The organism is Candidatus Pedobacter colombiensis (genome assembly GCA_029202485.1).
Taxonomy (GTDB): Bacteria; Bacteroidota; Bacteroidia; order Sphingobacteriales; family Sphingobacteriaceae; genus Pedobacter; species Pedobacter colombiensis.
In genome coordinates this window covers 4,348,160-4,373,242 of the sequence record CP119313.1, presented here as the reverse complement: position 1 = coordinate 4,373,242, position 25,083 = coordinate 4,348,160, and the positions used below count along the sequence as shown (strand labels likewise).

At 39.8% G+C, this 25,083-nt stretch carries 16 protein-coding genes; 3 read left to right on the top strand and 13 right to left on the bottom strand.

Annotated elements, in window-relative coordinates:
- Nucleotides 1-18 precede the first annotated feature (18 nt).
- Nucleotides 19-648, bottom strand: a complete 630-nt coding sequence (locus P0Y49_18315) for a gluconate 2-dehydrogenase subunit 3 family protein (protein WEK18735.1) — start codon at nt 646-648, stop codon at nt 19-21.
- 265 nt (nt 649-913) lie between these two features.
- Here P0Y49_18315 and P0Y49_18310 point away from each other — a divergent pair, with 265 nt between their 5' ends.
- Together P0Y49_18310 and P0Y49_18305 are read left to right on the top strand one after the other, a co-directional pair.
- Entirely contained in the window at nt 914-1,858 is a 945-nt protein-coding gene (locus P0Y49_18310) for an NAD-dependent epimerase/dehydratase family protein (GenBank protein WEK18734.1), read from the top strand.
- A 37-nt stretch (nt 1,859-1,895) separates the two neighbouring features.
- A complete protein-coding gene (locus P0Y49_18305; GenBank protein ID WEK18733.1) occupies nt 1,896-2,621 on the top strand; it encodes a YebC/PmpR family DNA-binding transcriptional regulator in 726 nt (241 codons plus the stop codon).
- 116 nt (nt 2,622-2,737) lie between these two features.
- Here the strand turns inward: P0Y49_18305 and bglX are convergent, their stop codons facing one another.
- The 11 genes from bglX to P0Y49_18250 all read right to left on the bottom strand — a co-directional run bounded on the left by bglX (nt 2,738) and on the right by P0Y49_18250 (nt 20,961).
- On the bottom strand, nt 2,738-5,035 hold the full coding sequence (bglX, locus tag P0Y49_18300) for a beta-glucosidase BglX (protein ID WEK18732.1): 2,298 nt from the start codon (nt 5,033-5,035) through the stop codon (nt 2,738-2,740).
- Nucleotides 5,036-5,048: 13 nt separating this feature from the next.
- Nucleotides 5,049-6,434, bottom strand: coding sequence for a glucoamylase family protein (locus P0Y49_18295; protein WEK18731.1), 1,386 nt, complete (start codon nt 6,432-6,434; stop codon nt 5,049-5,051).
- Between the two features lie 15 nt (nt 6,435-6,449).
- Nucleotides 6,450-8,114: a glucoamylase family protein gene (locus P0Y49_18290; GenBank protein ID WEK18730.1), complete on the bottom strand. Its 1,665-nt coding sequence runs from the start codon at nt 8,112-8,114 to the stop codon at nt 6,450-6,452.
- Between the two features lie 56 nt (nt 8,115-8,170).
- Nucleotides 8,171-9,097: a LamG domain-containing protein gene (locus tag P0Y49_18285; GenBank protein ID WEK18729.1), complete on the bottom strand. Its 927-nt coding sequence runs from the start codon at nt 9,095-9,097 to the stop codon at nt 8,171-8,173.
- A 16-nt stretch (nt 9,098-9,113) separates the two neighbouring features.
- Nucleotides 9,114-10,649: a RagB/SusD family nutrient uptake outer membrane protein gene (locus P0Y49_18280; protein ID WEK18728.1), complete on the bottom strand. Its 1,536-nt coding sequence runs from the start codon at nt 10,647-10,649 to the stop codon at nt 9,114-9,116.
- 25 nt (nt 10,650-10,674) lie between these two features.
- The gene (locus P0Y49_18275; protein ID WEK18727.1) at nt 10,675-13,716 is read right to left on the bottom strand and encodes a TonB-dependent receptor; all 3,042 of its coding nucleotides are present in this window, start codon (nt 13,714-13,716) and stop codon (nt 10,675-10,677) included.
- A gap of 247 nt (nt 13,717-13,963) precedes the next feature.
- A complete protein-coding gene (locus tag P0Y49_18270) occupies nt 13,964-16,867 on the bottom strand; it encodes a triple tyrosine motif-containing protein (protein ID WEK18726.1) in 2,904 nt (967 codons plus the stop codon).
- A gap of 15 nt (nt 16,868-16,882) precedes the next feature.
- Entirely contained in the window at nt 16,883-17,821 is a 939-nt protein-coding gene (locus P0Y49_18265; GenBank protein WEK18725.1) for a rhodanese-related sulfurtransferase, read from the bottom strand.
- A gap of 163 nt (nt 17,822-17,984) precedes the next feature.
- A complete protein-coding gene (locus P0Y49_18260; GenBank protein WEK18724.1) occupies nt 17,985-19,412 on the bottom strand; it encodes a hypothetical protein in 1,428 nt (475 codons plus the stop codon).
- 149 nt (nt 19,413-19,561) lie between these two features.
- Nucleotides 19,562-20,380, bottom strand: coding sequence for a helix-turn-helix domain-containing protein (locus P0Y49_18255; protein WEK18723.1), 819 nt, complete (start codon nt 20,378-20,380; stop codon nt 19,562-19,564).
- Nucleotides 20,381-20,448: 68 nt separating this feature from the next.
- Nucleotides 20,449-20,961 (bottom strand): DUF6252 family protein, encoded by a 513-nt coding sequence (locus P0Y49_18250; protein ID WEK18722.1) that lies wholly within the window; start codon nt 20,959-20,961, stop codon nt 20,449-20,451.
- Nucleotides 20,962-21,186: 225 nt separating this feature from the next.
- Between P0Y49_18250 and P0Y49_18245 the strand changes: the two genes are divergently transcribed.
- Complete coding sequence (locus P0Y49_18245) at nt 21,187-22,359, top strand: C1 family peptidase (protein ID WEK21810.1); 1,173 nt, start codon at nt 21,187-21,189, stop codon at nt 22,357-22,359.
- Nucleotides 22,360-22,418: 59 nt separating this feature from the next.
- Here P0Y49_18245 and P0Y49_18240 read toward each other — a convergent pair whose 3' ends face one another.
- Nucleotides 22,419-24,866 (bottom strand): DUF5686 and carboxypeptidase regulatory-like domain-containing protein, encoded by a 2,448-nt coding sequence (locus tag P0Y49_18240; GenBank protein ID WEK18721.1) that lies wholly within the window; start codon nt 24,864-24,866, stop codon nt 22,419-22,421.
- Nucleotides 24,867-25,083: the final 217 nt, after the last annotated feature.

Sequence of the window (25,083 nt, the reverse complement as noted above, 5' to 3'; positions counted from 1 at the left end):
ATTTTTATATAAAAAGGTTTACGACCAAACTTTCTGACCGGGTTTTAATGGTACATTACCATCATATCGGCCCGGAATTTCAACAAATGCATAAGCCTGAGTGGCTCCAACTTCTGAAGTGAAATAACCCAATAGGGTAAGATCTCTGATGATAGAAAAGAAACGTGGCTCCATTTTAGGCTTATCTTTTGGAAGGATAGATGTTGTTTCTGGTGCCTTCTGTTGGTCTATTTTTTCCTTTTCTGCTTTTGTGGCGGCAACAGTTACATCCCTCAGTTTACCCAATAATTCCTGGCGTTGAGGTACCGTTAATTCCATGAAGGATTTTTTATATTCATCCTTAGCTTGCTTTTCCAGATCTTCAAGGCCTTTTGTAAAAGCCTTTTGTGCATCGTCCGGATAACAATCCTTGATCATCATCGTAATGAATGGTCCAACACCCGCTGCTTTTGCGCCCGGAGAACTGGTTGTAGGAATAATAATGTCTGCGACCTCCGTAACCAGCTTTTGCTGATCTGCAGTAAATAAGCTGCTATTTGCCTTAGTGGATGTTGAATTGCAACCTTCCAGAAATACGCCAATTGTAGTTGCTGATAACGCGCCCCCCATTAAAAAGGCAACGTTTCTCACCGCTTCTCTTCTGTTCATATTTGGTTGATATTGTGTGTTTAAATTGCGTTTTGTTTTGTAATAATAAGCAAAATAAAATAGTTAGTGTTATAAATACACCATAAAGTAAATATATAATGTTTTTGTTACTAAATCAATTTTTTAACAATTACATTAATTGTTGTAAATCAAAAAATAAATCCACAGCACCATGTAAATAATCGGCTATAAATTTTGGTTGCTACGAACATTTTTGAATAGGTTTGTTCATTTATTTACCTTTGTCAAAATCCATAAATTATTTATGAGTGAGAAAATATTAGTATTAGGTTCTAATGGCCAGATCGGCACAGAACTAGTTACTGCCCTACGTAAAACCTATAGTGAAGATAATGTAGTAGCCTGTGATATCCGCAGACCTGATTATGACATCAAAAATTCAGGACCTTTTGAGTTTGTAAACGTGCTTGAAAAGGATACTTTAAACAACATCTTTCAAAAATATAAGCCTACACAGGTATACCTGTTAGCGGCGTTGTTATCGGCCACGGGCGAGCAAAATCCAAAGCTGGCCTGGGACTTAAATATGAATGGTTTATTAAATATTTTAGACCTGGCCATTACCTATAAAACGGCAAAGGTTTATTGGCCTAGTTCTATTGCAGTATTTGGACCAAATTCGCCTAAAGATCTTACGCCACAGTTTTGTGTGATGGATCCAAATACAGTTTATGGAGTAAGTAAGCTTGCCGGCGAGCGCTGGTGCGAATACTACTTTAATAAGTATGGCCTGGATGTACGCAGCATCCGTTATCCGGGACTGATTAGCTGGAAAGCTGCTCCAGGTGGTGGTACAACCGATTATGCTATCCACATATTCCATGATGCGTTGATGAAAGGGAGTTATGCTTCTTTTTTAAATGCAGCAACAGAATTACCGATGATGTATATGGACGATGCAATAAGGGGAACTATTGAATTAATGGACGCAGAGGCCAGTAAGATTTCTATCCGGTCCAGTTATAATTTTACAGGTGTAAGCTTTACACCTGAGATCCTTGCAGCTGAAATCAGGAAACATATTCCGGAATTTACCTTAACTTACACCGATAATGACCCACGTCAGCAAATTGCAAATAGCTGGCCAAGGTCTATAGATGATAGTTATGCGGCTAAAGACTGGGGTTGGAAACCAGAATTTGATTTGGCTAAGCTGACAACAGATATGTTAAAGAATTTAAAGAAATAAACTCGGACTGAGGACCGATAAAAAGTAAAACAAGAAAATGGGAAGAGCATTTGAATTTAGAAAAGAAAGAAAATTTAAACGTTGGGCCAAAATGGCCGTACAGTTTACCAGGATAGGTAAAGAGATTGTAATGGCTGTAAAGGACGGAGGTTCGACTCCTGAAACCAACTCACGCTTGCGTACGGCTATCCAGAATGCTAAGGCAGTAAATATGCCTAAGGATAGGGTAGATGCTGCGATTAAACGTGCTTCGAATAAAGATGAGAATGGATACGATGAGTATGTATATGAAGGTTATGCTATGCATGGTGTAGCTGTGCTTATTGAAACCGCTACAGACAATACCAATAGAACTGTTGCCAATGTACGTAGCTATTTCAATAAAACTGGTGGTACTTTAGGTAAAACAGGCTCATTAGATTTTATCTTTAACCGCAAATCTATTTTTAGATTTTTACCAGGAGAGAGAGATTTAGAAGAATTGGAGTTTGAATTGATTGACGCTGGTTTGGAAGAATTGTATCTGGAGGCAGATGAAGAAGGAAATGATATTGCTGTAGTGCAAACAGCATTTGAAGATTTCGGAAAAATGCAAAAAGCATTGGAAGATCTTGGTGTAGAAATGAAAAGTGCTAAACTGGAACGCATCGCTTTATCACATACTCCTGTAACTGAAGAACAGGCGGCTGATGTGTTTAAATTAATTGATAAACTGGAAGAGGACGATGACGTTCAGGCCGTTTATCACAATATGGCAGATTAAATAGTTCTTAAACTATTTATAATTAGAAAGTAACCCCAAGCTGGAACTCCGCTTTTGCAGAGTTCCAGCTTGGGGTTTTATGGAGTGTACAAGAAATTGAGGCCTTTTTAAAGTCTTTATTGTTTCAAAGCAAATCGCTCTTCCATTACATCTCTCGAGTTGCCACCAATATAGATTTTAAAATCTCCGGGCTCAGCTATAAATTTTAAAGCTGTATTAAAAAACTTTAAATCCTCTTCAGTGATTTTAAAGCTCACTGTCTTACTTTCTCCTGGCTTTAAACTTATTTTTTGAAAGCCTTTCAGCTCTTTAACCGGACGAGTAGAACTACCTACAAGATCCCGAATGTATAATTGCACTACTTCTTTACCTTCGACAGTTCCTGTATTTTTTACCTCAATACTAGCTGTAATGGATTCTCCAGCTTTAAGACTGTTTTTGTTTAGTTTTAAATTGCTGTAAGCAAAAGTAGTGTAGCTCAAACCATAACCGAAAGGATAAAGCGGATCATTGCTCACATCGAGGTAATTGGAACGGAATTTACTAAACCATTTGCCTTCTGCTAATGGTCTGCCTGTGTTTTTGTGTGCATAATATAAGGGAACCTGACCTACATTTTGAGGAAAGGTTGCAGTCAGTTTACCCGATGGGTTTACTGCGCCAAACAAGACGTCAGGAATCGCATTCGCTGCTTCGGTACCGCCAAACCAAACATTTAAAATGGCCGGGATATTTTCGTTTTCCCATTTCAAAGCCAATGGCCTGCCGGTAAACAAAACCAGTACTACTGGTTTACCTGTTTTAAGTAAAGCTTGTAATAAACGTTTTTGTACATCAGGAATTTCTATACTCGTTCTGCTGGATGCTTCGCCACTCATCTCCGAGCTTTCGCCTAATGCAGTAACTACTACATCGGCTTGCTGAGCTAGTTTTACCGCTTCAGCAATTATTTCAGCTTCCGGACGATTATCACGCGGGATATTACGACCAAACATGGTCGCTCTATCCTGATATTGAGCATCGGAAACCAAATTAGAACCTAAGCTATACAAGATTTTAACCTCAGTGCCCGCCGCGGCTTGCATTCCCTGTAAAAGCGATTGGGTATTGGCCAGATCACTGTTTACGCTCCAGGTGCCAGGCATATTGGCACCAGTATTGGCCAATGGGCCTATTAAAGCAATAGTACCTGTTTTTTTCAAAGGCAGAATTTGTTGATTATTTTTTAAGAGCACAAAAGATTCAGTTGCAGCCTTCCGGGCAAAGGCAAGATGCTCCGGTGTCAGAATTTCCGTTTTAGCTCTTTCCTCGTTGCAATAGCGAAAAGGATCATCAAATAAGCCGAGCTTGTATTTGGCTTCTAAAATGAGGCGACAAGCATTGTCAATTTTTTCCGGTTTTACTTTGCCCTGTTGTACGGATTTTTTAAGTGTCGTTAAAAAGCCTTCGCCAACCATATCCATATCTACACCTGCATTTAAGGACAAAGCCGAAACAGTTTGAAGGTCACCCAAACCGTGATCCATCAATTCGTTTACGGCTGTATAATCAGTAACAACAAAGCCTTTAAACCCCCACTGTTTGCGCAATAGGTCCGTCATCAGCCATTTGTTAGCCGTTGCCGGAACACCATTGATGTCATTAAATGAAGTCATGATACTGCCTGCGCCTGCATCAAGGGCAGCTTTGTAAGGAGGTAAATATTCATTGTACATGCGATCCAAACTCATATCTGTTGTATTGTAGTCCCTTCCCGCCTCTGCTGCGCCATATAAAGCAAAATGTTTTACACAAGCCATCATGGTGTTATATTTAGAAAGATCATCGCCCTGGTAACCTTTAACCATTGCTTTTGCAATTTGTGAACCCAAAAAAGTATCTTCTCCCGAGCCCTCAGAGATGCGGCCCCAACGGGGGTCTCTCGAAATATCTACCATAGGTGAAAAAGTCCAGTTCAAACCATCGGCAGTTGCTTCAATGGCAGCAATGCGGGCTGTTTTTTCTATTAAAGCCATATCCCAGGTGCAGGAAAGTGCAAGTGGGATAGGGAATGTGGTTTTATAACCATGAATCACATCCTGACCAAATATAATCGGTATTTTAAGCCTGGTCTGCTGAACTGCAATTTCCTGTGCCTTACGGATGCGGGCAGGAGTAGTTAAGCTAAAAATGCCGCCCACCTGTCCTTTTTTTATCTTGCTTTCTACATCTGTACTTATAGCAGATCCGGTGGTAGCTTCGCCCCCGGTAAGTAAATTCAGCTGTCCTATTTTTTCATCCAATGTCATTTTTGACATTAAGGTACTGATATAGGTATCCATCTTTGGATGGGGTGTTGGGGTTACTTTTTTCTGTGCAAATAGGATAACCGGGCAGCAAAAAAGAAGTAGGGTATATAGGTAGGGTATTCTCATAATAAATAATCTTTTATTTCTTTATAGTTGGGAGTTCTGGTAGGGCAGGGCTAGTAAAACCTAAACGCATTAGCCCATTTATTGCTGGGGTACTTTTCATAAAGAGATTCCATAACAAACCTGTTCGGTAATTTTCAATCATGACAATAATCGGTCCTTGATCAATAGCCAGATGTGATTTTGCATACCAGTTCTTTTCTTCACTAAATGCATCAGCAAAACCATATTCTGTCCAAAGCTGATCACCAAGGTCAAAATAAAAATGCTTTAAAGCCTGCATGGAATACTCTGGGGTATAAGGGAAGGATGATAAAGCAGCTGTTGGGCTAATCACACTGAGGTCATTTGTGGGTGAATGTGCAGAATAGCCATCCCAACTGTCACTAGCGGTTAGTCCCCAGCTATTGGCATTGTAACCTTTATATTTTTTAGGATTGTCGATGCAATAAGCCCTGTTAATTAAGGTATGGTTTTTATTCTGCTCCCAATAATCTGCATATTGGTCTTTTAACCCCCTTGGATCTAGTCCGGTAAAAGAATAATGAGCAAAGAATAATGGTCCACCAAACTCCATACCTAGAGGGAGGTTAATATTATAGTAATTTTTATGGTTTAAAAAGTGTTTTGACGCTGTCCATCCATCATAATAAGCGCTTGACTTTATGGGATAGCTTTGAGAACCTGCCGCAAGGATATAAGTGATCAGACATTCATTATAACCTTTAATCTGGTGATTCATGGCCCAGCCATGGTTTGGACTCCAGTGCCAGTACAATACGTCTTGATTGTGCGTAAACCAATTCCATTCAATAGCATTCCACATTTCGCTTATTTTGCTTCTGATGTTTTTTTCTACAGGATTATCTGCAATATAGTATTCTCTGGCTGTTAATAGTCCTTGAAAAAGAAAAGAGGTCTCGACAATGTCGGCTCCATCGTCTTTTAAGCTAAAACGAATAGTTTTGCCTGTGCTACCATTTAACCAGTGTGGAAAAGCGCCATGGTACATGTCGGCTTCTTTATGTAAAAAATCAACTATTTTTTGTGTTCTTAATGCAGCCTGTTCGCGAGAGATAAATTTTCGTTCGGCGGCGACGATGATCGCCATTACTCCAAAACCCGTTCCCCCTGTTGTTACCACTTCATTGCCATAATTATAAGCTATGTTGCTTCTTTCGCGGGCCATACCGCTTATAGGGTGTCCGAAATCCCAAAAATAACGGAAGGTTTGTTTTTGTACCAGATCTAACAGCTGTTCATCTGTCAGGTTTTTTTGGATTTTCATTTCAGGCTTTATGCCCTCGTTTTTGTTGGATGTTGTTTTTACCTGAGCTGAGGATTCGCTTGCTAATAAGGTAAAGGCCATTAAGATGTACAGGTAAAATGAGGTTCGTTTCATGTTAAAAGTTATAATTTATAAATTGGGACTGGTAAATCCTAGTTTCAATAATCCTGATTTCACTTCAGGAGCACTCATAAATAAGTTCCAAAGTAATTTACTCCGGTGGTTTTCAATCATTACAATGATCGGCCCCTGATCAATAGCCAGCGTTTGGGTGTCAAACCATTTATCTTGTAAAGAGAATGCATCTACAAAACCGTAATCTTTAAACAGTTTGTCGCCCAATTTGTAATAAAAGAATTTGAGTGCTTGCATGGATTCTGTAGGCGTGTAAGGGAATGAAGATAGTGCTGCCGTTGGTGCAATTACACCAAGATCATTATTCGGAGAACTTGCTGAATATCCGGTAGGGGTATCGCTGGCGGTTAATCCCCAGCAATTCTCACTATAACCTGCATAATTTTTAGGATTGGCCTTACAGTAATTGTAATTGATGAGGGTATGAGCGCGATTTTGAGTTTCGTAATTGGCATAGCTATCCGTTAATCCAAGAGGATTAATGCCCAAAAAGGAATAATGTGAGAAGAATAATGGGCCTCCATTCGCAGAACCCAAAGGAAGTGGGATGCCAAAATAGCTACTGCCATTTTTAATAGCATCATTTTTTGCCCAACCACTATCGTACACTGTTTTTGGAATGCTGTGTGTAGAAGAGGCGGCGGCCATAATATAGGTAATTAAGCCTTCATTCCAGCCCCGGAGTGGAAGGTTCATTTCCCATGCATAATTAGGGCTCCAGTGCCAATACAATACATCACCATTGTCTTTACGGTGCCAATCCCATTCCACACTATTATAAATGGTCGTAATGTCGTTTCTTAAAGTGGTTTCGGCTGCATCTGTACCCGTAAAGTATTGTCTTGCTGTAATTAATCCCTGAATCAAAAAAGATGTTTCTACCAGGTCGCCACCGTTGTCTTTAGTGCTAAAGGGCTGTACTACGCCTGTATTGCCATCTAGCCAATGAGGATATACTCCATGAAACCGCTGTGCTTTGTTTTTTAAAAAGTCTACTATTTTTTGCATACGAGCGAGACCCTCTGCACGGGTTATAAAGTTGCGGTGAATGCCTGTAACCAGTGCCATAATACCAAATCCTGAGCCTCCGATAGTAACGGTATTACCAGAAGTGCTGCGTTCACGGGCCAATCCACTGATTGGATGTCCAAAGTCGTAGAAGTATTTAAAGGTTTGTTTTTGAATTAAGGTAAGTAATTCATCATCAGTAATACGTGGAAATTTATCGGTATTGTTAAGCCCTGTACTTAAATTAATCTTAACTGGGTTAATCAGTTTGCCTCCCTTTGCAGATTTTATGCCTTCATTTATTTCTATGCTATAATTTTCAAAGGAAGACAAATCGTTGGGCGATGTAACGGTTAGCGTTTTATCTCCTTCTGATAAAAGGGTTGTTACAGTAGTTAAGGATCCTGTGCTATTACTGAGTTTAATACCAGTGGTTATGGTAGCTGGATTGATAGGCTCGGTAAATGTAAACCTGAGGATGGGATTTACACCTGTATGATAAGTTAAAGTGCCATTATAGATGCCATCTACGGTAAAAGAGAGCGAAGTGTCGGTTGAACCGCTAGTATCGGTATTGCTTTTTTTGCAGCTGCTATGCAGCAAGAGGATTAAGGCAATGGTGTAATATAATGACTTTTTAAGATGTATCATGAAAGGTGATTTGAATTAAGGGGAGAACAGGAAAATTCCTATCCCCCCCCAAGGGATTATTTTTTAGCCAGTCCTAAATTATAAATGGCTTTAATGTGTGCATCGGTTAGTGAGATATTCCAGATTTTCAACTCATCAATCCTTCCGGTCATTGGGGCAAAACTGACATCTGTATTTACTGACTTGCCTGGAATTACATTGTAGTTTCCACCTATAATGATTTCACTTGGTTCGTAGGATTTGAAAAGGTTGGTACCAACACCTCTGCTTGGAAATGCACCCACTTTTATACCGTTGGCCCAGATGTTGAACATCCCCGTAGTACTTTCGTAGGTGAGAAGTAGGTGTGTCCATTTGTCTGCGCCAATTTTTGGTGTCAGATAAGGAAAGTAGGTTGGTACACCGGGTGCATCACGTAGCGTGTTTACATTGTCCTGCATCCCGCCACTTATAGCCGTAAAAGTTGGATTTATTTTTAACTCATCCGTGTTTGTTGCAGGAAAACTTTGGGTGTTTAAAATAAAGTTTAAGCTTCCATTAAAAATTCCGGGTCTTGCCAGTTGAAAGATCATGGTTTTTTTGGATCCGTTATTGAGAATTTGAACCCATGTGCTAATCGTGAAATTTTGAAATACATCTGTTTTTAATTTTGGCAGTTGAACAGGATAATACAGGTATCCGGCAGTTAAGTTTAAGGCTTTGCCTCTAACACCTGCATCCACAAAAGAGTCACCCGCAGTTGTGGATGGTGCAGTACCACTTATCTTTTCATTTTTTGTGCCATCAAAATCCCAGTAGGCAACTAAATTATCAGGCGCAACTTCATCAGAAGTTTTGTACCCGTCAATGGTGCCGGCATATTTTCCCGGATCAGCATCAGGTAGGTTATTTGGGTTTCCGTCTTTTTTACATGCGGAAAACAGGATTGCAAACATGGCCAGACAAGGGATGCAATAGATATAATATGGTTTTGAAAACTTCATATGAGTACGTGTTTAATTAATAACCAAAATTTTGTGTAAGTACACCTTTACTGATGTCTATCTGAGCTTGTGGAATAGGTAATAATTCGTGTTTCCCGGTTACAAAGCTTTTGCCTGCATTTTGTAGTACCTGTCCGGCAATGCCCCAGCGTACCAGATCAAAAAAGCGGTCATGCTCCATAGCCAGTTCTATTCTTCTTTCCTTGCGGATGGCTTCGCGCAATAAGGGCTGATCAGTTGTTGTTATATTAGGTAAAACATTATCAGCAGGAAGAGTGCCTCTCCTGGCTCTTTCCCTAACTGAATTTAAGGCTGCAAGGGCTGCAGTAGTATTGGCTGGCCCGCCTACTTCATTAGCTGCTTCAGCATACATCAATAGCACATCTGCATAGCGCAGAATCCGGATGTTCATCCAATAGCTAAAGTTATCTAATATAGCGTTTCTGACAGCTGGATTGCTATGCACTTTTTGGTTATAACGAGGGTTTGGTAATCCGAGCGGAACAGCCTCACCGTATACCGAAGTACCACCGGAGTACAATATGGTTCTGTCTTTTCGTGGGTCTTTTGGTTCATAAGCTGCTTCAAGCAGTGTCGACGGGGTATTAAAGCCCCAACCCAGGTTCCAGATGCCTGTCCCCCTTACACCCTGTATACTTGCAAACTGGCTTCCGTAGGCTCTTTTCTCCTGAAGGGTGGCAAGCGCCTGAAGCTCGAATACAGATTCTTTACTATTCTCACCGTCCTCACCAAAAATCCTGGTATAGGAGGTCGTCAGGTCATACTGGTTAGAACCGATAACTAAATTTGCTGCGGCCATAGCCATAGCCCATTTCTGTTGGGTAAGGTATACTTTTGCTAATATACCATTGGCAGCGCCACTTGTTGCTCTACCTGGAAACTTTGTAGGATCCCAGTTTGGAGGTAAATTGGCACCGGCAAACTGAAGATCAGTTTCAATTAGTCCATAAATTACTGCAGATGCACTTTGGGGAATGTTTGTTTGTGCGGTCGGGTCGGCAAATATTTTGTCAACTAAAGGTATTCTGCCAAATAAGCGAACCAACATAAAATAGGAATATCCCCGTAAAAACTTAGCCTCTGCTTCTGCGGAGATTTTCGCTTGTGGCGGAGTTCCCGGATCCTGATCATTTGCTATTTTATCTAAAGCGATATTGGCTTTGTTGATTACGTTGTAATAGCCCTTCCATAAATCATTTACAAGACCGTTAGAAGGAATAATGGTAAAGTTATCCATTTCAGCTGAGGTAGGCCCGTCTGTTGGGGTACTCCCTTTATCAGCATCATCACTTCTGATGCCAGTAGCTGCAATAAAACCACTGCCTGAGGCATCATAGTTCTTGAGTAGATCATAGCCTGCAAATAATTCGGCATCAAATGGTCCGGAACCTTTTGGGTAAGGGTATGTGCCGGTTGTATATTCACCTTGTGGTTTACGATCGAGAAAGCTTTTTTTACAGCTTGTGATGAGTGAAATTGCGGTTATACTAAAAAGAAGTATAATGCAGATTTTTTTATTAAATGTTTTCATCGTTTGAATTATATAAATGATTCAATTAAAATGTTGCATTGATACCAAAAGTGTATACTGCAGGTATTGGGTATACGCCATTATCTGCACCACCACCAATTATGTTATTGATGGGTACCTCGGGGGTATATCCCGTTGTTTTGCTCCAGGTATGTAGATTCTGACCGCTAACATATAACCTCAGGTTTTTTATACCGGCTTTTAAAAGTGTATTAGGCTTAAAGGAATAACCGAGCTGTGCGGTACGAATGCGGAAATAATCACCCGGTTCCAGGTAGTAAGAACTCATTAGGTAATTGTTGCCCCTTGCTTTTTGCAAAATAGGTTCAACATTACTGGTACCTGGGCCCGTCCATGCATTTAAACGGTTTGTCTCAAAATTTAAATCAGCAAATGTTGCTACCCTACGTTGCGTATAAACATAGTTGCCTGCCACACCCTGGCCTTGTAGTACCAAATCAAACCCCTTATAACCGAACGTAAAACTCATTCCATAGCTCCAGTCCGGAAATGGAGAGCCTAAATTTTCTCTGTCTGCCGGTGTGATTACGCCATCACCATTTAGATCCGCATAGGCAATATCGCCGGGTAGGGAATTCGCCATACGTGGCATCCGGTCAAGATCAGCGGTTGATTGGTAAATACCCACCTGTCTGTAACCATAAAAGTGCCCGATAGATTGGCCTGTAATTGTTCTGTTTACAGTGCCGTTTCCAAATATGCTGTAGTCTATGGTATTCCCAATAGATTCAACCTTGTTTTTATTGTAACTAAAGTTTGGCGTAATGTTATAGGTAAACTGATCGCCTATTTTGTCGTTCCAGCCTAGTGCTACTTCAATTCCTTTATTGCTGATTGTGCCAAGATTTGTACGATATTTATAAGAACCACTTGAGCTGAGCAGCGTAAGCTCAGAAATGATGTCATGACTTTTCCTGTCATACAGGTTGATTTCAGCATTGAAACGGTTGTTTAAAGCTCTTAAATCTATACCCAGATCAACTCCTCGTACGACTTCCCACTTTAGGTTTGGATCTGGAATATAAGCAGGTGCTTTACCCGGGTAGATATAATCACCAAATACCCCGGATCCGGAAGTGTTTAGCACCGGGAGGTAAATGTTTTTCTCAATACCTTGTGCATTTCCTACAGTTCCCCAGGAACCGCGGAGTTTTAAAAAGTCAATACCTTTCAGGTTTTTAAAAAAATCTTCTTCAGAAATTACCCAGCCTAAGCCAACGCCACCAAAGTTACCCCACCTATTTTGCGGGGCAAGCCTCGAAAGCCCGTCACGCCTGTAGGTTGCATTTAACAGGTATTTATCTTTAAAAGCATAGTTTACACGAGCGAAATAGCCTAGTGCAGATTTCTCATCACCTCTTCCATCTACGTTGCTTGGATTACTGCTTTCTGCAATTCCAATGTACCAGAAGGATGGATCATTGGGGATGTTTAGCCCAATATCAGTTCTACTACCCGAAAGCGTGGTGTTGCTGGTGAAAATAGAAGTAAAACCAGCCATGGCAGTAAGCCTGTGTGTTTTGTTAAAGGTTGTGTCATAAGTAAGGGTATGATCTTGCTGGAATTTTCTGAATTCATCTGCACCTTGTCTTACTGACGTTCTTGCTAGCGGATTGTTAAACCTTTCGGTTGGAGCAGCTCCTTCGCCTAAATTAATAACTGTAAAGGGTAAGGGAGTGTAGCCTCTATTGTTGTTAAAGCCCAGGTCTGTGTAGAACTGAGATCTCCATTTAAATTGCTTTAAAAATTTAACTTCGGCAAACAGGCTACCCACTACTCTGTAACCTTTATTAATGCTGGTTTTATCATTCTGATAAATTCTTGCTACCGGATTTCCTACCTGTGCCCGCTGAAAAGAAGGCATGGAATAATAGGCTGTTTCACTCTCGTGGATACCCACAATAGGAGCGGCCCATAAAGCGTTATTCAAGTCGCCACTTGATGCGTCTAATATCCAGTGTGTCCCGGTAAAATCTGCACCTACTTTAATATTGTTGTTTACCCTGATTTCTTCATTTATGCGGGCAACAAATCTCTGGTACTTTCCAAATTTTATTACGCCTTCCTGTGTATTGTAACCCAGGTTGATTAATGTAGTAGATTTTTCGCCATTATTTGAAATGCTAAGGTTATTGTTGCCTTGAAAGGCTGATTGAAGAATTTCTTTTTGCCAATCGGTATCTGCGGTGTAATTGGTGTAGTCGAACGGTGCAGCACCTGAATTGGCCAGGAGGTTATCGTATAGTTTTCTAAATTGTGCGGCATTGGTCACGTCGATTGTCTTGGTGACTTTTTGTATGCCAGCAGAACTTTGAAGATTTATGGTTGTTTTGCCCATGGCTGCCCTTTTGGTGGTAATTACAATCACCCCGTTAGCAGCCTGTAGGCCAAAAATGGCAATAGAAGAAGGATCACGTAATACTTCCATTGTTTCTATATCGGCAGGGTTTATATAGTCGATATTGCTTTGATGTACGCCATCCACTACATAAAGGGGAGCTGCACCATCACCAGAGGAATTGTTTACACTGTTTACCCCTCTGATCCTTACCGTTGGCGATTCACCAGGTCGACCGCTATTTACGACGGTTAGACCTGCAACTTTTCCCTGTAAGGAGGATAATGGATTGTTGTTGGGCATTCTGGATACTTCATCACCTTTAACCTGTGTGATTGAGCCTGTCAGGTCCCGTTTTCTTTGAGTGCCATAGCCAACTACCACTACATCTTCCAAATCCTGTGAGGAAGCGGAAAGGCTTAGGTTTATAGTAGTTTGATTGTTTACGGCTATCTCTCTAGTGATATAGCCTACATAAGTGTACACCAGCGTGGCATTTGCTGCTGTACTAATGGTGTATTTCCCCGTTGCATCTGTTTGCACAGCGGTAGTGGTTCCTTTTACCTGTACGCTTACACCGGGCAGTGTGGTTTTATCTGCGCCATCGGTTACTGTACCTTTTACAGTAATGTTTTGTGCCATTGCTACATTGGTAAAAAGAAAACAGAGAAAAGTTAAAACAGAAAGTTTTGTAAAGATTCGTTTCATACTATTTGGTTGTTTAATTGTTATCTAAATTTCTGTTACTGCAGGCGCTAATACAAGAAAATGGCCTCTACATTAATACATCATATCTGAAATGAGGACTATCTCAAAAGGGCTTTTTGAGTCTGTATTTGACTTAAAATAAGCATTTTCTTAACTTCACATCAAAATTTTGGACTACAGTGGGTATGCTTTTGGAGACCAAAATAATTGGGTTAGAAAAGAACTGATGAGAGGTAATGATGTAGTGTTAAAGCTCTATCAGGAACTCAACCAGGTTCTTGTCATGAGGTACATTGAGCTTTTTTCGTAACCTGTATCGTCTGATTTCTACCCCTCTTAATGAAATGTTTAGTAAGGATGCCATTTCTTTACTACTCATATTCATGCGCAGGTATGCACATAGCTTTAGGTCATTGGGTACAAGATCAGGGTGATTTACTTTGAGTTTTTTAAAGAAACTTTCATGTGCCTCATTGAAGCTACTTTCAAACAGATTCCAGTCGCGTTCATCATTCATACCTTCATCTATCACTTTCTGGAGTTTTCTAAGCTGATCTTCACCAAGCGTTTTACCATGGCTGTCTTTTAGTTTCAGCATCTCCTGACTCAGTTTTTGAAGTAACTCGTTTTTATAGACGAGACTCATGGCCGAGTTGGCCAGTTCGCGGTTTTTACTTGCAAGTTCTGCTTGAAGTTTCTCTGTTTGCAACTTAACGATTTGCTGCTCTGTAGCCTCTGCTTCTTTTTTAAGGAAAGCTTCTTTTTCGGCCTGGAGTTTAGCGGAAATGACTTGCTGATCTTTTTTTAGCTTTTGCTCATACAGGCGTTTAAAAGCAATGAGCAACAAAATACCCAGTATAAAATATATTGCGATGGCCCAATTGCTGGCATAAAAGGGTGGTAGTATAGTGAATTCAAATTGAGTGACCTTGCTCATTGCCCCTTCGCTGGTCATAGCTCTTACTTTAAAAATATAGGTTCCGCGGCCAAGGTTGGTGAAATCTTTTTGTGAAGCTGTACTCCAGTCTGACCATTGCCTGGAATATCCATCAAGGTAATACTGGAATTTAACTTTTGTTTGTTTATAATAGGGTAGAGCAAAAGAGATCCTGATGTTGTTGCGACCAAATGGAATTTCTATTTCAGTATCGCTGTTGCCAAATTCGCTAATGGTATGAAAGGTATCTGTGATGTCTTCAGTTTTTCTAATCAATACAGCAGGCAGACGGGTATTTGCTGCACTATCCAGGACATTATCACTAGCATTATAAATTACAAAGCCATCGTCCATACTCATCAGATAAATCTTATCGCTTATTTTACTGATGTTCTCGTAGTATTGTACCATTCGTCCATCCAGTATGCTGAAGGTACTCGAATCTACCTGAACTTTGCCAGGTTCCAGTAAATGTATTAACCCCATCTTACCATGATTAATGAACCAGTATTTTTTTTCACCGGCATTAATGATCTTGTTAGAATTGGCAAAACTTCCCAGCTCTTTATTTAAGGTAGTATACTTGGTAAAGTGGTCGCTAATCTCATCATAGGTTAGAAAGCCTTCGTCGGATGAAAAGATAAGTCTGTTTTGTAGTTGGAAGACGTTAATATTGTAGTTGCTGGGCAACCCATTCTTTGCATCGTAACTTTTAATCGATGTAACTTTTTTAAGGTCGGCACTCAGGCTGAGTTTGTAAATACCTTTGTAGGCATGACTTACCCATAGTTCGCCTTTGGCATCCTGCTCAACATATCTGGATGGCTCACCAAAGTTTTCTATCTTATGGTAAAACTTCCATTGCCCGGTAGCATCTTTTTTAAATAGTACGAGTCCATTGTAAGTCCCCTGGATCAGATAGTCGGGATTAGCGCTTAACTTTTTAATGGTCCAACCTCCTTTTATGGTTGATATGTTTTCCAGTTTATTACCTGTTACTTTAAAAGTGCCGTCGTTGTGACCACAAAATAGCTGATCATCTATAACAGTAAGATCCCAAACCTGACCTTGGGAGTTGGGAATCAGTTTAAAGTCAAAAGAATTGAATAGGTTACCTGTACCCGATGTCCATGGGCTATAAAACAAACCCTGGTTGGTACCCAGATAGATGTTGTTCTTGTAAATCAGGCTGGAATAAACCGTGCCGAATTGCCCGGTTTTATCAAAATAGAAGTATAATGGCGAATTTAATTCTATACGATCTATACCATTGTCGAGCCCAGCCCATAAATTTTGATCCTGATCAGCATACAGACTTAAAACGGTGTTGTTTTGCAGGCCGCTTGATTTATTGATTCGCTGAACAATATTCCCGCTTTCATCTATAATGATCAGGCCATTTAATATGGTGCCGAAGGCAAAATAACGATCCAGAATACGGGTGCCGTTATTGAGTTGATAGGTTTTTAGAAAATCATTGGCAGCCGTGCTTAGGGGGCTGAAATGATCACCATTGTAAACAAACAGCCCTTGTTTGCTGGTACCTATCAGCAGACTGCCATTCTTAAATGGTAGAATTGACAATACATCTTTGGGAAATATGGTGCTGCTATTTTTTAAAGCGATTAGTTTAGTGCCAACAAGTTCAAACAACCCATTCCCTATCACCTCTACATAAAATTTCTGATCTACTTTATGAAGGAATAGTAGAGATCGTTGAGCCGTAACTACATTTATCTTTTTGTTCTCGTAAATGTAAATGGCCGAAAAGGATTGAAATATTACTTTTTTTCCTGTAGTATATATTTTCCAAATCTCGTCCTTAATACTATGTTGTTTAGGAATCAGGCTGATTAAGGAAGTATAGGTTAAATGCTTGTTTTTGTTAGACCAGTATCCAAACTCGCCAAAGCTGCCTGTATAAATTATGCCTGCCGTATCTGTAGCTACTGAGCGTACAATTTGGCGGTTGGGCATTTTATACTGCTGCCAGTATTTGCCATCGAAACTGAGCAGACCTTGTGCATTTCCAAAATACATAATGCCATACTTATCTTTGGCTATAGACCAGTTTTGGTTGCCAGATAAGTAAACGGATTTGGGGTAATTTTGCACATAAGGAACACCAATACTTTTTACATTATCTGCTATTACATAAAAGGGTAAGTATAGAACAAGATAAAGTAAAAAGTATTTTAGGTGCCTTCGTTTCATGAAGAGCTAAGATAGTTATTTCGCTGCTACGTTTACAGGCTGAGGTACTTTTACATAATATCCTGTTCCATCGTATTTGCGTTTACGAGGGTTTGTGGTACAGGCTGCTGAACAACACCCTTGCAATTCATCTCCGCATTCATCACATTGTGTAACATGCTCATTGCACTCCGGATTGGCACAGTTGATCATTTTAGGTGTTGTTTTGCCACAGTTATAGCATTTAGATACTATGGTTGGGTTCACAGAGTTGACATCAACAGCAATACGGTTGTCGAACACGTAGCACTTGCCTTCAAAATCTTCTCCACCGGCCTCTTTTCCGTACTTAATGATACCTCCATGAAGCTGGTATACATCATTAAATCCATGATGGAGCAGTAATGCAGATGCTTTTTCGCATTTGATGCCACCAGTACAATAGGTTAGTACTTTTTTGTCTTTGTATTGGGCAAGCTCATTTATTTTTTCGGGGAAATCCCTGAAATTTTCTATATCGAGTGTTACAGCATTTTTAAATCTGCCAAGATTGTGCTCGTAATTTGAACGGACATCAAGGATGATTACATCTTCCTGATCAATCATTTTCTGAAACTCAGCAGGCTCCAGATGTTTACCGGTTTGCTTATTCGGATCGATGATATTTGGGTCTCTTAAACCGGAGTGAACGATTTCTGATTTATAACGGCAATGCATTTTAATGAAAGAAGGTTCTTCCACATCATCGATTTTGAAGTCAGTTTTTGCAAAACGCTCGTCTGCTTTGATAGCTTCCATATAGGCTTCGCAGGCTTCTTTTGTCCCTGAAACGGTACCGTTTAAGCCCTCATCGGCTACGATAATCCGGCCAACAAGACCTAGTGATTTACAGAATTTAAGGTGATCGTCGGCAAATTGTTGCGCCTCAGCTATAGGACTATAGCAATAGTAAAGTAATGTCTGGAATTTTTTCATAATTCATTGATACCGGTGCAAATGGCGTTTAATGCTTTTGCAAAAGTATAAAAATTTCAGTTCTCTTCCAATACTGGGACCTTCTGCACCGAAGGAGTGCAAAAGGTCCGAGGACTTGTCTGAGAAGGTAATTCTTCGTTTCAAGAAGATGGGAGAGGTAGTTTTATTGGGTGCTAATTTTGCGAATTCGGCCTGAACCATCTCTGGTAAAATAGATATTGCCTGCAGCATCAACCGCTAAATAGGCTGGTAATCCGAATACAGCAGTTCCAATTGGTCCATCAACATCGACCCCAGTGCCATTACTACGAGCAAATGTACTTACCACCCCTGCCGGAGTAATTTTTCGAATGCTATTGTTTCCATTGTCTGCAACGAATAGGTTTCCTGTTGCATCAATTGCGATGCCTGTCATTAATCTTCCAAAGCGGGCTGCAGAGCCTATACCATCAACATCTCCTTGCACACCGGCCATTCCAGCCACTGTAGTGACAACTCCTGTAGGAGTGATTTTGCGAATGAGATTATTGCCTGCATCTACCACAAATACATTGCCTGCTGCATCAACCGCTATGCCGTCGGGGCCCATGAATCTTGCATCTGTTCCTGTTCCATCGGCATAGCCGGAACCTGCACCACCATTGGCGGTACTTCCCGCAAATGTAGTGAGTACTCCCGCAGTGCTATATTTAAGAATGCGCTCGTTTGACCTTATCGTCATATATACATTACCCGCAGCATCTACAGCAACACCTAATGGAGCACTGGGTTCTGAATAGCCATTGCCTACAAGTGTTGTAGTTATTCCTGTTGGGGTAATTTTTCGGATGCGGTTGTTCAGATGATCGGATACATATGCATTTCCACCGGCGTCAAGGGCTATACCATATGGTCTGTAAAATTTTGCCACAGTTCCAATTCCATCAGCAAAACCATCCGTTTGATTTCCTGATAATGTGGTTACAACTCCTGCTTGGGTAATTTTTCGGATGCGATTGTTAGAATAGTCTGCCACATACACATTGCCTGCTGCATCTACAGCTATGCCTCGTGGGCCGCCAAATTGTGCCGCCATACCTGTACCATCAACAACGCCGAATTCGCTACTGCCAGCGAGTGTAGAAACGATTAAAGCTTTTGGAACGGCCGCTGGTGTTGTGGTGACTGTTGAACTGTTGTTGGCCGGATTTGGGTCATTCTCTATACCAGTTATTGTCGCAACATTGACATAAACACCGGTGGCATTTACTTTAGCTACAATTGTTAAGGTAGCAGTTGCTCCATTTGCTAGTCCAAAGCCACTCCAAATACCGGAGGAATAGGTGCCAGTTGTTGCAGTAGCCGAGACAAATGTATAGCCAGTAGGTAATGCATCGTTTACGTTAACGCCTGTTGTGGCGGCGGGGCCATCGTTGCCTGCAATAAGTGTAAAGGTAACATTAGTGCCTATTATTGGCGTAAGATTATCAACCGACATGCTGATTTTCCGATCGGAATTCAGTTCCGGAACAATTATTTTATTTTTTTTACAGCTTGATACAATGAGCATTAATGCCATTATAGCTTGTAAAAGAGTGATGCGGTTTTTCATGATATGGGATTTAAGGTGAGGTAGAGTGGGGCGCATAAAGTGGCAAAACTATAGCAAAATTGATATTTAATGGCAGCGTTTAATAGTAAAAAAACGACATCTTTTAGGAGGTTAAACGAGTTATACCTAATAGAGGGAGGGATTACAGGTTAAAGTGCAAAATTTGTAGCTGCAAAATCGCCGGGGTTGATACCTAAAAAGCGTTGAAAGCTTTTAATGAGATGCATTTGATCATAGTAATTAAAATCATAGGCCAGGGCAGTCCAGTTTTTATCAGGGAAGTTGATTTTATCATGCAGCAAATTTTCAAAACGGACCATATTGCAATACAGCTTAGGAGTTGTGCCGACTTCTTTTACGAAATTTCGTTCCAGTTGTCTAGCTGACAAACAGATCTTAGCTAAGAAACCAGCAATATTAGCGGGGGCTTTATTTTTAAATATGAGGTCGGTCATTTGATCTATTGCTATGGATGGATAAATTTTATGCTGCCCCAGCATGAGTTGTAAGTAAGGTTCAATAATGTAGATGCATTCATTGATGTTTTTACAAGCCATCAGTTGTTCCGTTATCTCTTGAAAAAGAGCTGGTTTTATCAATTGTCCGTCAATAGCCTGATTACAAAATAGGTTTGCAGGCATACCCATTAAACGATATAACCCGGAAGGTTTAAATTTGATGGTGAAAGAAACAAAGCGACCATTAATGGCAATCTGGTACATTTTATGTGTACGGGGGCCACGTATGGTACAGCGGGCAAATGGTATTACTTTCTTTGACTTGTAATCGATGGTTTCAAAACTGTCTCCTAAAAAAAAATCAATGGAGCCGGTAACGCGAAGTGGCATTGACTTAACAATTGGCTGAGACCTAAACACCATTAATGTTCTGAATACATATTCAGATATAAAAGGCTGAAGTGATTTAGCAGGAGCTACTTTTTTTACAACTGATGCAGGCGTATTCATACATAGACACTTATCTTTCTACCTAAAGATAAGTATTTTATCTGATAATTGTACGGGATTCTGTAATACTATTGTGTAGGGGTTAATGGAATTCTAAAGGTCCCATTTGTTACCTGAATGGTTTTGTTACTGTTCGTGGAACTACCTGTAAAAGTAAAGGTCCCTTCCAATGCCGAATCGTCTATTCTTGTAATGACGATTTCGCCTTTTCTTCCACCCCAGATACCAACATCATCATGAGTCATCAGGTCAGCTGCCCTTTTGTCTGAAAAAGCGAAACGTTTACCGGGGGCTAACCCTCTGGTCCATATGTAAAACCCAATTGATTCACCATCTTTTTCACCTTGTATTCTTTTGGAATCACTCTTGTCATCGGGTAGCATAGCGCTTGCCGTCCATTCTTTACCATCTATGTTAGCACTCATCCAATATCCATTTTTAGAAGTAGGGATGAAGCCAGGACTATTGGCTTTCATGGTAGACTGTATATCACTCATTAGTTTTTTAGCATCACTTTGTTGTTTATTCTGGCAGGAACATAGTATAGATATGGCTGCAAGGAGAAAGATTAGAGGTTTCATGGCGGATGTTTTAATTTGAATAGACAAACTTCATGATAATTGATCCTGAATGAATAGTAAAAAAACGACATTCTAATGTGGAGGGGGACGGTTATATTGTAACAAATTAAGTGTAGGCTGCCTTTATACTACTTAATTTGTGTTGGATAATTACTAAGTTTGTGTCAGTAATCAATTAGAACTGTATACTAACTAACTTTTAAACATAAAATGACTAAAATTTCAATGAAGCCATTGTGGTTATCAGCTGCGCTATTGCTTGGAACTACCGTTGGCTTTGCACAAGACAATCTTGTTAATTCGCTTAAAAATAACCAAAGTGCTAACAGTACAAGCAGTTTTACTTTTACTCCGGTAGTAAATGCTGAAGCAACATCAGTAAAGAATCAAAAATCATCAGGTACATGCTGGAGCTATAGTACCAATTCATTCCTTGAATCTGAGATGATCCGTATGGGTAAGAAACCGGTTGATTTGGCCGATTTGTTTACTGCCCGTAATGCTTATATCGAAAAAGGCATCAACTATGTACGTATGCATGGTGCACTGACTTTAGGCGATGGTGGTGCTTGTCATGATGTAATCAATATGTTTGCTAAATATGGTGCTTTACCTCAGGAGGCTTATAATGGTAACGATTATGGAAGTCCGGGTTCTTCAGATAGAATGAACAAACTAACAGAAGCCATTTTAAAGAAAGCAGTTGAAGGTAAATTCGATCCAACATGGAAAGCAAGATACATTGCAACTATAGATTCTTGTATGGGTGCTGTTCCTGAGAAATTCACTTATGAAGGAAAAGAGTATACTCCTAAAACTTTCGCTAAAGAGGTGGTTGGAATTAACCCTGCTGATTATGTGGAGCTTTCATCATTCACTACTAGTCCTTACTATGAGAAAACTGTATTAATGGTGCCTGATAACTGGTCATTTGATCAGGTTTATAATGTGCAGATGAACGATATCACTACCATTATTGACAATGCATTGAAAAAAGGATTTACTGTTGCATGGGCTACTGATGTAAGTGAAAAAGGCTTTAGCTGGAAAAACGGTGTGGCTTATGTGCCTGCAAAAGATTTTGAAAACATGAGCAATGACGAAAAAAAAGCCATGTTTAATGGTCCAAAACCTGAGAAAGAAATTACTGTAGAGATGCGTCAGGCAGCTTTTGATGACTATGAGACTACTGATGATCACGGAATGCAAATTACCGGTATAGCGAAAGATCAAACTGGTAAAGAATATTATATCGTTAAAAACTCTTGGGGTGCAAGTAACGATTACAAAGGATACTTATATGTAACTAAAAACTTTGTAAAATATAAAACTACTGCCTTCTTGTTGAACAAGAATGGAATTCCATCTGATTTACGCAAAAAAATGGCGATTAAATAAGATCTGGTTTTAAACTAAAAATGGGATATATCGTCGTGGTATATCCCATTTTTTGTGGATTAAAAACCATATGAGAGGCGGAACCCATGCTGTATTTCTTTGTTGCCATTGTAGGCAAAACCATAAACGGCTCTGAATATTAACCGCTGAAAGCCGAAATAGAATTCCGTGTAATCTCTTTTCATAGGCTGGCTCAAATAGCTGGCACCAATTAACTCTTCCAATTTTAATTTCCGTAATAATGGAACCTTGTTGGTAAACAAGCCAGAAAAGTTATGCTCAAAGTGGGCCTCTATGTATTCCTGATTGGTGCTGAATAGATAAAAATCAAGGAAAAGGAATTTTCTTAATTCAGGTAAGGAAAATAGGGAATTGTTGCCCCTGAAGTGCTTGTATTCAGGATAATAGATTTGACTGTTATTTAGGAATTTTCCTGCTTCAAGAACAATTGATGAATACCCCCATAGCCCACAATTGATTTTCTCTTTCGCGACCTCCAATGAAAGGATATCATAATCAACATCACTATTTAATAAGCCTTTTATGCCCTTTCTATACAAAAGCTCAATTGTAGGATATTTAGAAGGTTGGTAAAAACGGCCTTCTGGACGGGTAATGTATCGTTGTCCTATAGTGTACTTGAGGGAGGCTTTTAAAGCTAAAGCGCTGTAGGTAGGAAATAATGGCGTTTCTACTAATGGCGTAAAGGGATTGTTTGAGGTGAATTGTTCCCCTTTAAAGTCATCGAATTTAAAATAGGTGGTATTGACGAGGTTGGTGTTGCGGGAGTAATCTACACTAAGATTTGCCAGAAGCCCATTGGTAAGTTCCCCGGCAGTTTTAATGTTCGCAAATTCTTTTTTATAAAACTTGGAGTAATTGGTCTCAAAAAACAAGGAGTTAATGGAGTTGCTATATAGACTCATAGAACCATAGTTGTTGAGGTCAAATATGCCTGATCCTGCGCTGATACTGATATTTGCCCTTTTTATAGGGTTGTATCGGTAGTTCGCTGTTAGGTTTCCGGTAAATGTTTTATTTGAAATGCCATACCTGACTTCAGCCCGGATACTATAATTACGTTTGTCTTCGAGCGCTTTTGTAAAAACGACTGCGGGTTTGAAAGTGAGGCCTTCAACTGTGTTGTAAAATATGGAATTATAAAGTGGTTCGAAAGTGTAGTGCTCTTTTTTACGATATTTGGTAATGGTGTATCCGAATGCGATGAGTGAAAATGGGCCTATTTTATTGTTGACTTTTTCCACAGAGTCGAGGTAACGATTTGAGCTCTTTATGGCAGCAATGCTGTCTTTTCTGACATAATTCCTACTTTCTTCCGGAGTAAGTGGAATGGGACGGTTGTTTAACCAGAATAGGGAGTCTTTCTTGTTAACCGACTTATTGATCTTCAAAATCTCACCATTGAAATAGTGTTTAGGGAAGTTGGGCTTTAGGTTATAGTTACTGTAAACCCCGATATAGTAGCCGTCAAACTTAAAACCCAATATGTTTCCGCTAAATTGAAAGTTAATATTTGAAGGCATATAAGTATTGCCTGTTTTCAAAAACTGCTGGGAAATGTTAAGGGTGTCAAGGAGGTTGATGCCTGTGTTTTTTGTGAGATAAACATCGGCGTTGACCAAATGCCAGGTATCATCTTTAATATAAATTATTCCTCTAAATACCGGGTCGTGAGCCCTGCGTGGAATGAGTTCGATTTTGTTGATCAGGGCTCCATTTTCCATACTTACACCTAATAGCTTATAATGATAGTAGAGTAAGGCATTGTCGGAAATTGGAGATACAAAACCTCGGGTACTCAATTTGCTTTCCAGTAAGAGGTTGTCATAGAAATTGATGATCAGGTCGGAGGCTTTATTAAAGCTAAAAGCATTGTTCTTCCCCGCAGTTTTTGAAGAAATCATTTCTTCATGAATTTGATCAGGACGTTGATAAGCAAAAGTGGACGTAGATTCGGAAAGGTATAAAATACCTCTTCTATTCGTATCCAAATCCAGTATCCTTTGTACATCCCTTCCAAATATCTTTTTTGGAGCGCCACTCAGTTTTTGTAAACCCTTAATGTAAACATCGCAGGTGTAGGCCTTTACCTCATTAAGGTGCTTCTTTCTTGCTTTTATAGCTTGTCTGATCACTTCGTAAGCAGGGTCTTCGGCGTTTGCATTGATAGTAACACTGGAAAGTGTGTAAGCCTCGGGGCTAAGGACTATATTTTGCAAAAGATCAGCATTGATTGTTAATTCTTTTTCTACGACCTTATAACCAATTGCCTTGTATATGATAGTATAAGTACCCGGATCAATCGTAAAGGCGTATTGTCCATCGATGTTTGCAGCAGTTCCCTTTGTCGTGTTTTTGATGAATACAGAGGCAAAAGACACGGCATTACCCTCAGGATCAAGAATGCTGCCGCTGAGTTTAAATTGCTGTGCAGAACTGCTAAGTAAGCTTAGAAAAAGAGAGAATGTCAAAAAAAAATACTTCATCAATGGGGTTTAAATCATTATTCCTAGACTAAAAATAGTAGCAATGATTAGTGGTTTAACTGCTTGTTTTGAATAATCAAATATGATTATAATTTACAACGCTTACCAGTGTGCTTTGTTTTAATTTGTTAATGGGCAACTTTTTAATCTTAAGGATTTCCTCAGACTTCTTCCGAAGAAATGAAAAAACGTACTTATCTTTGAAAATTATCCAATA

Bases quoted from the DNA above. Each gene is read 5' to 3' on its own strand.
- P0Y49_18315 (WEK18735.1), bottom strand. From the start codon at position 648: ATGAACAGAAGAGAAGCGGTGAGAAACGTTGCCTTTTTAATGGGGGGC.
- P0Y49_18310 (WEK18734.1), top strand. From the start codon at position 914: ATGAGTGAGAAAATATTAGTATTAGGTTCTAATGGCCAGATCGGCACA.
- P0Y49_18305 (WEK18733.1), top strand. From the start codon at position 1,896: ATGGGAAGAGCATTTGAATTTAGAAAAGAAAGAAAATTTAAACGTTGG.
- bglX (WEK18732.1), bottom strand. From the start codon at position 5,035: ATGAGAATACCCTACCTATATACCCTACTTCTTTTTTGCTGCCCGGTT.
- P0Y49_18295 (WEK18731.1), bottom strand. From the start codon at position 6,434: ATGAAACGAACCTCATTTTACCTGTACATCTTAATGGCCTTTACCTTA.
- P0Y49_18290 (WEK18730.1), bottom strand. From the start codon at position 8,114: ATGATACATCTTAAAAAGTCATTATATTACACCATTGCCTTAATCCTC.
- P0Y49_18285 (WEK18729.1), bottom strand. From the start codon at position 9,097: ATGAAGTTTTCAAAACCATATTATATCTATTGCATCCCTTGTCTGGCC.
- P0Y49_18280 (WEK18728.1), bottom strand. From the start codon at position 10,649: ATGAAAACATTTAATAAAAAAATCTGCATTATACTTCTTTTTAGTATA.
- P0Y49_18275 (WEK18727.1), bottom strand. From the start codon at position 13,716: ATGAAACGAATCTTTACAAAACTTTCTGTTTTAACTTTTCTCTGTTTT.
- P0Y49_18270 (WEK18726.1), bottom strand. From the start codon at position 16,867: ATGAAACGAAGGCACCTAAAATACTTTTTACTTTATCTTGTTCTATAC.
- P0Y49_18265 (WEK18725.1), bottom strand. From the start codon at position 17,821: ATGAAAAAATTCCAGACATTACTTTACTATTGCTATAGTCCTATAGCT.
- P0Y49_18260 (WEK18724.1), bottom strand. From the start codon at position 19,412: ATGAAAAACCGCATCACTCTTTTACAAGCTATAATGGCATTAATGCTC.
- P0Y49_18255 (WEK18723.1), bottom strand. From the start codon at position 20,380: ATGAATACGCCTGCATCAGTTGTAAAAAAAGTAGCTCCTGCTAAATCA.
- P0Y49_18250 (WEK18722.1), bottom strand. From the start codon at position 20,961: ATGAAACCTCTAATCTTTCTCCTTGCAGCCATATCTATACTATGTTCC.
- P0Y49_18245 (WEK21810.1), top strand. From the start codon at position 21,187: ATGAAGCCATTGTGGTTATCAGCTGCGCTATTGCTTGGAACTACCGTT.
- P0Y49_18240 (WEK18721.1), bottom strand. From the start codon at position 24,866: ATGAAGTATTTTTTTTTGACATTCTCTCTTTTTCTAAGCTTACTTAGC.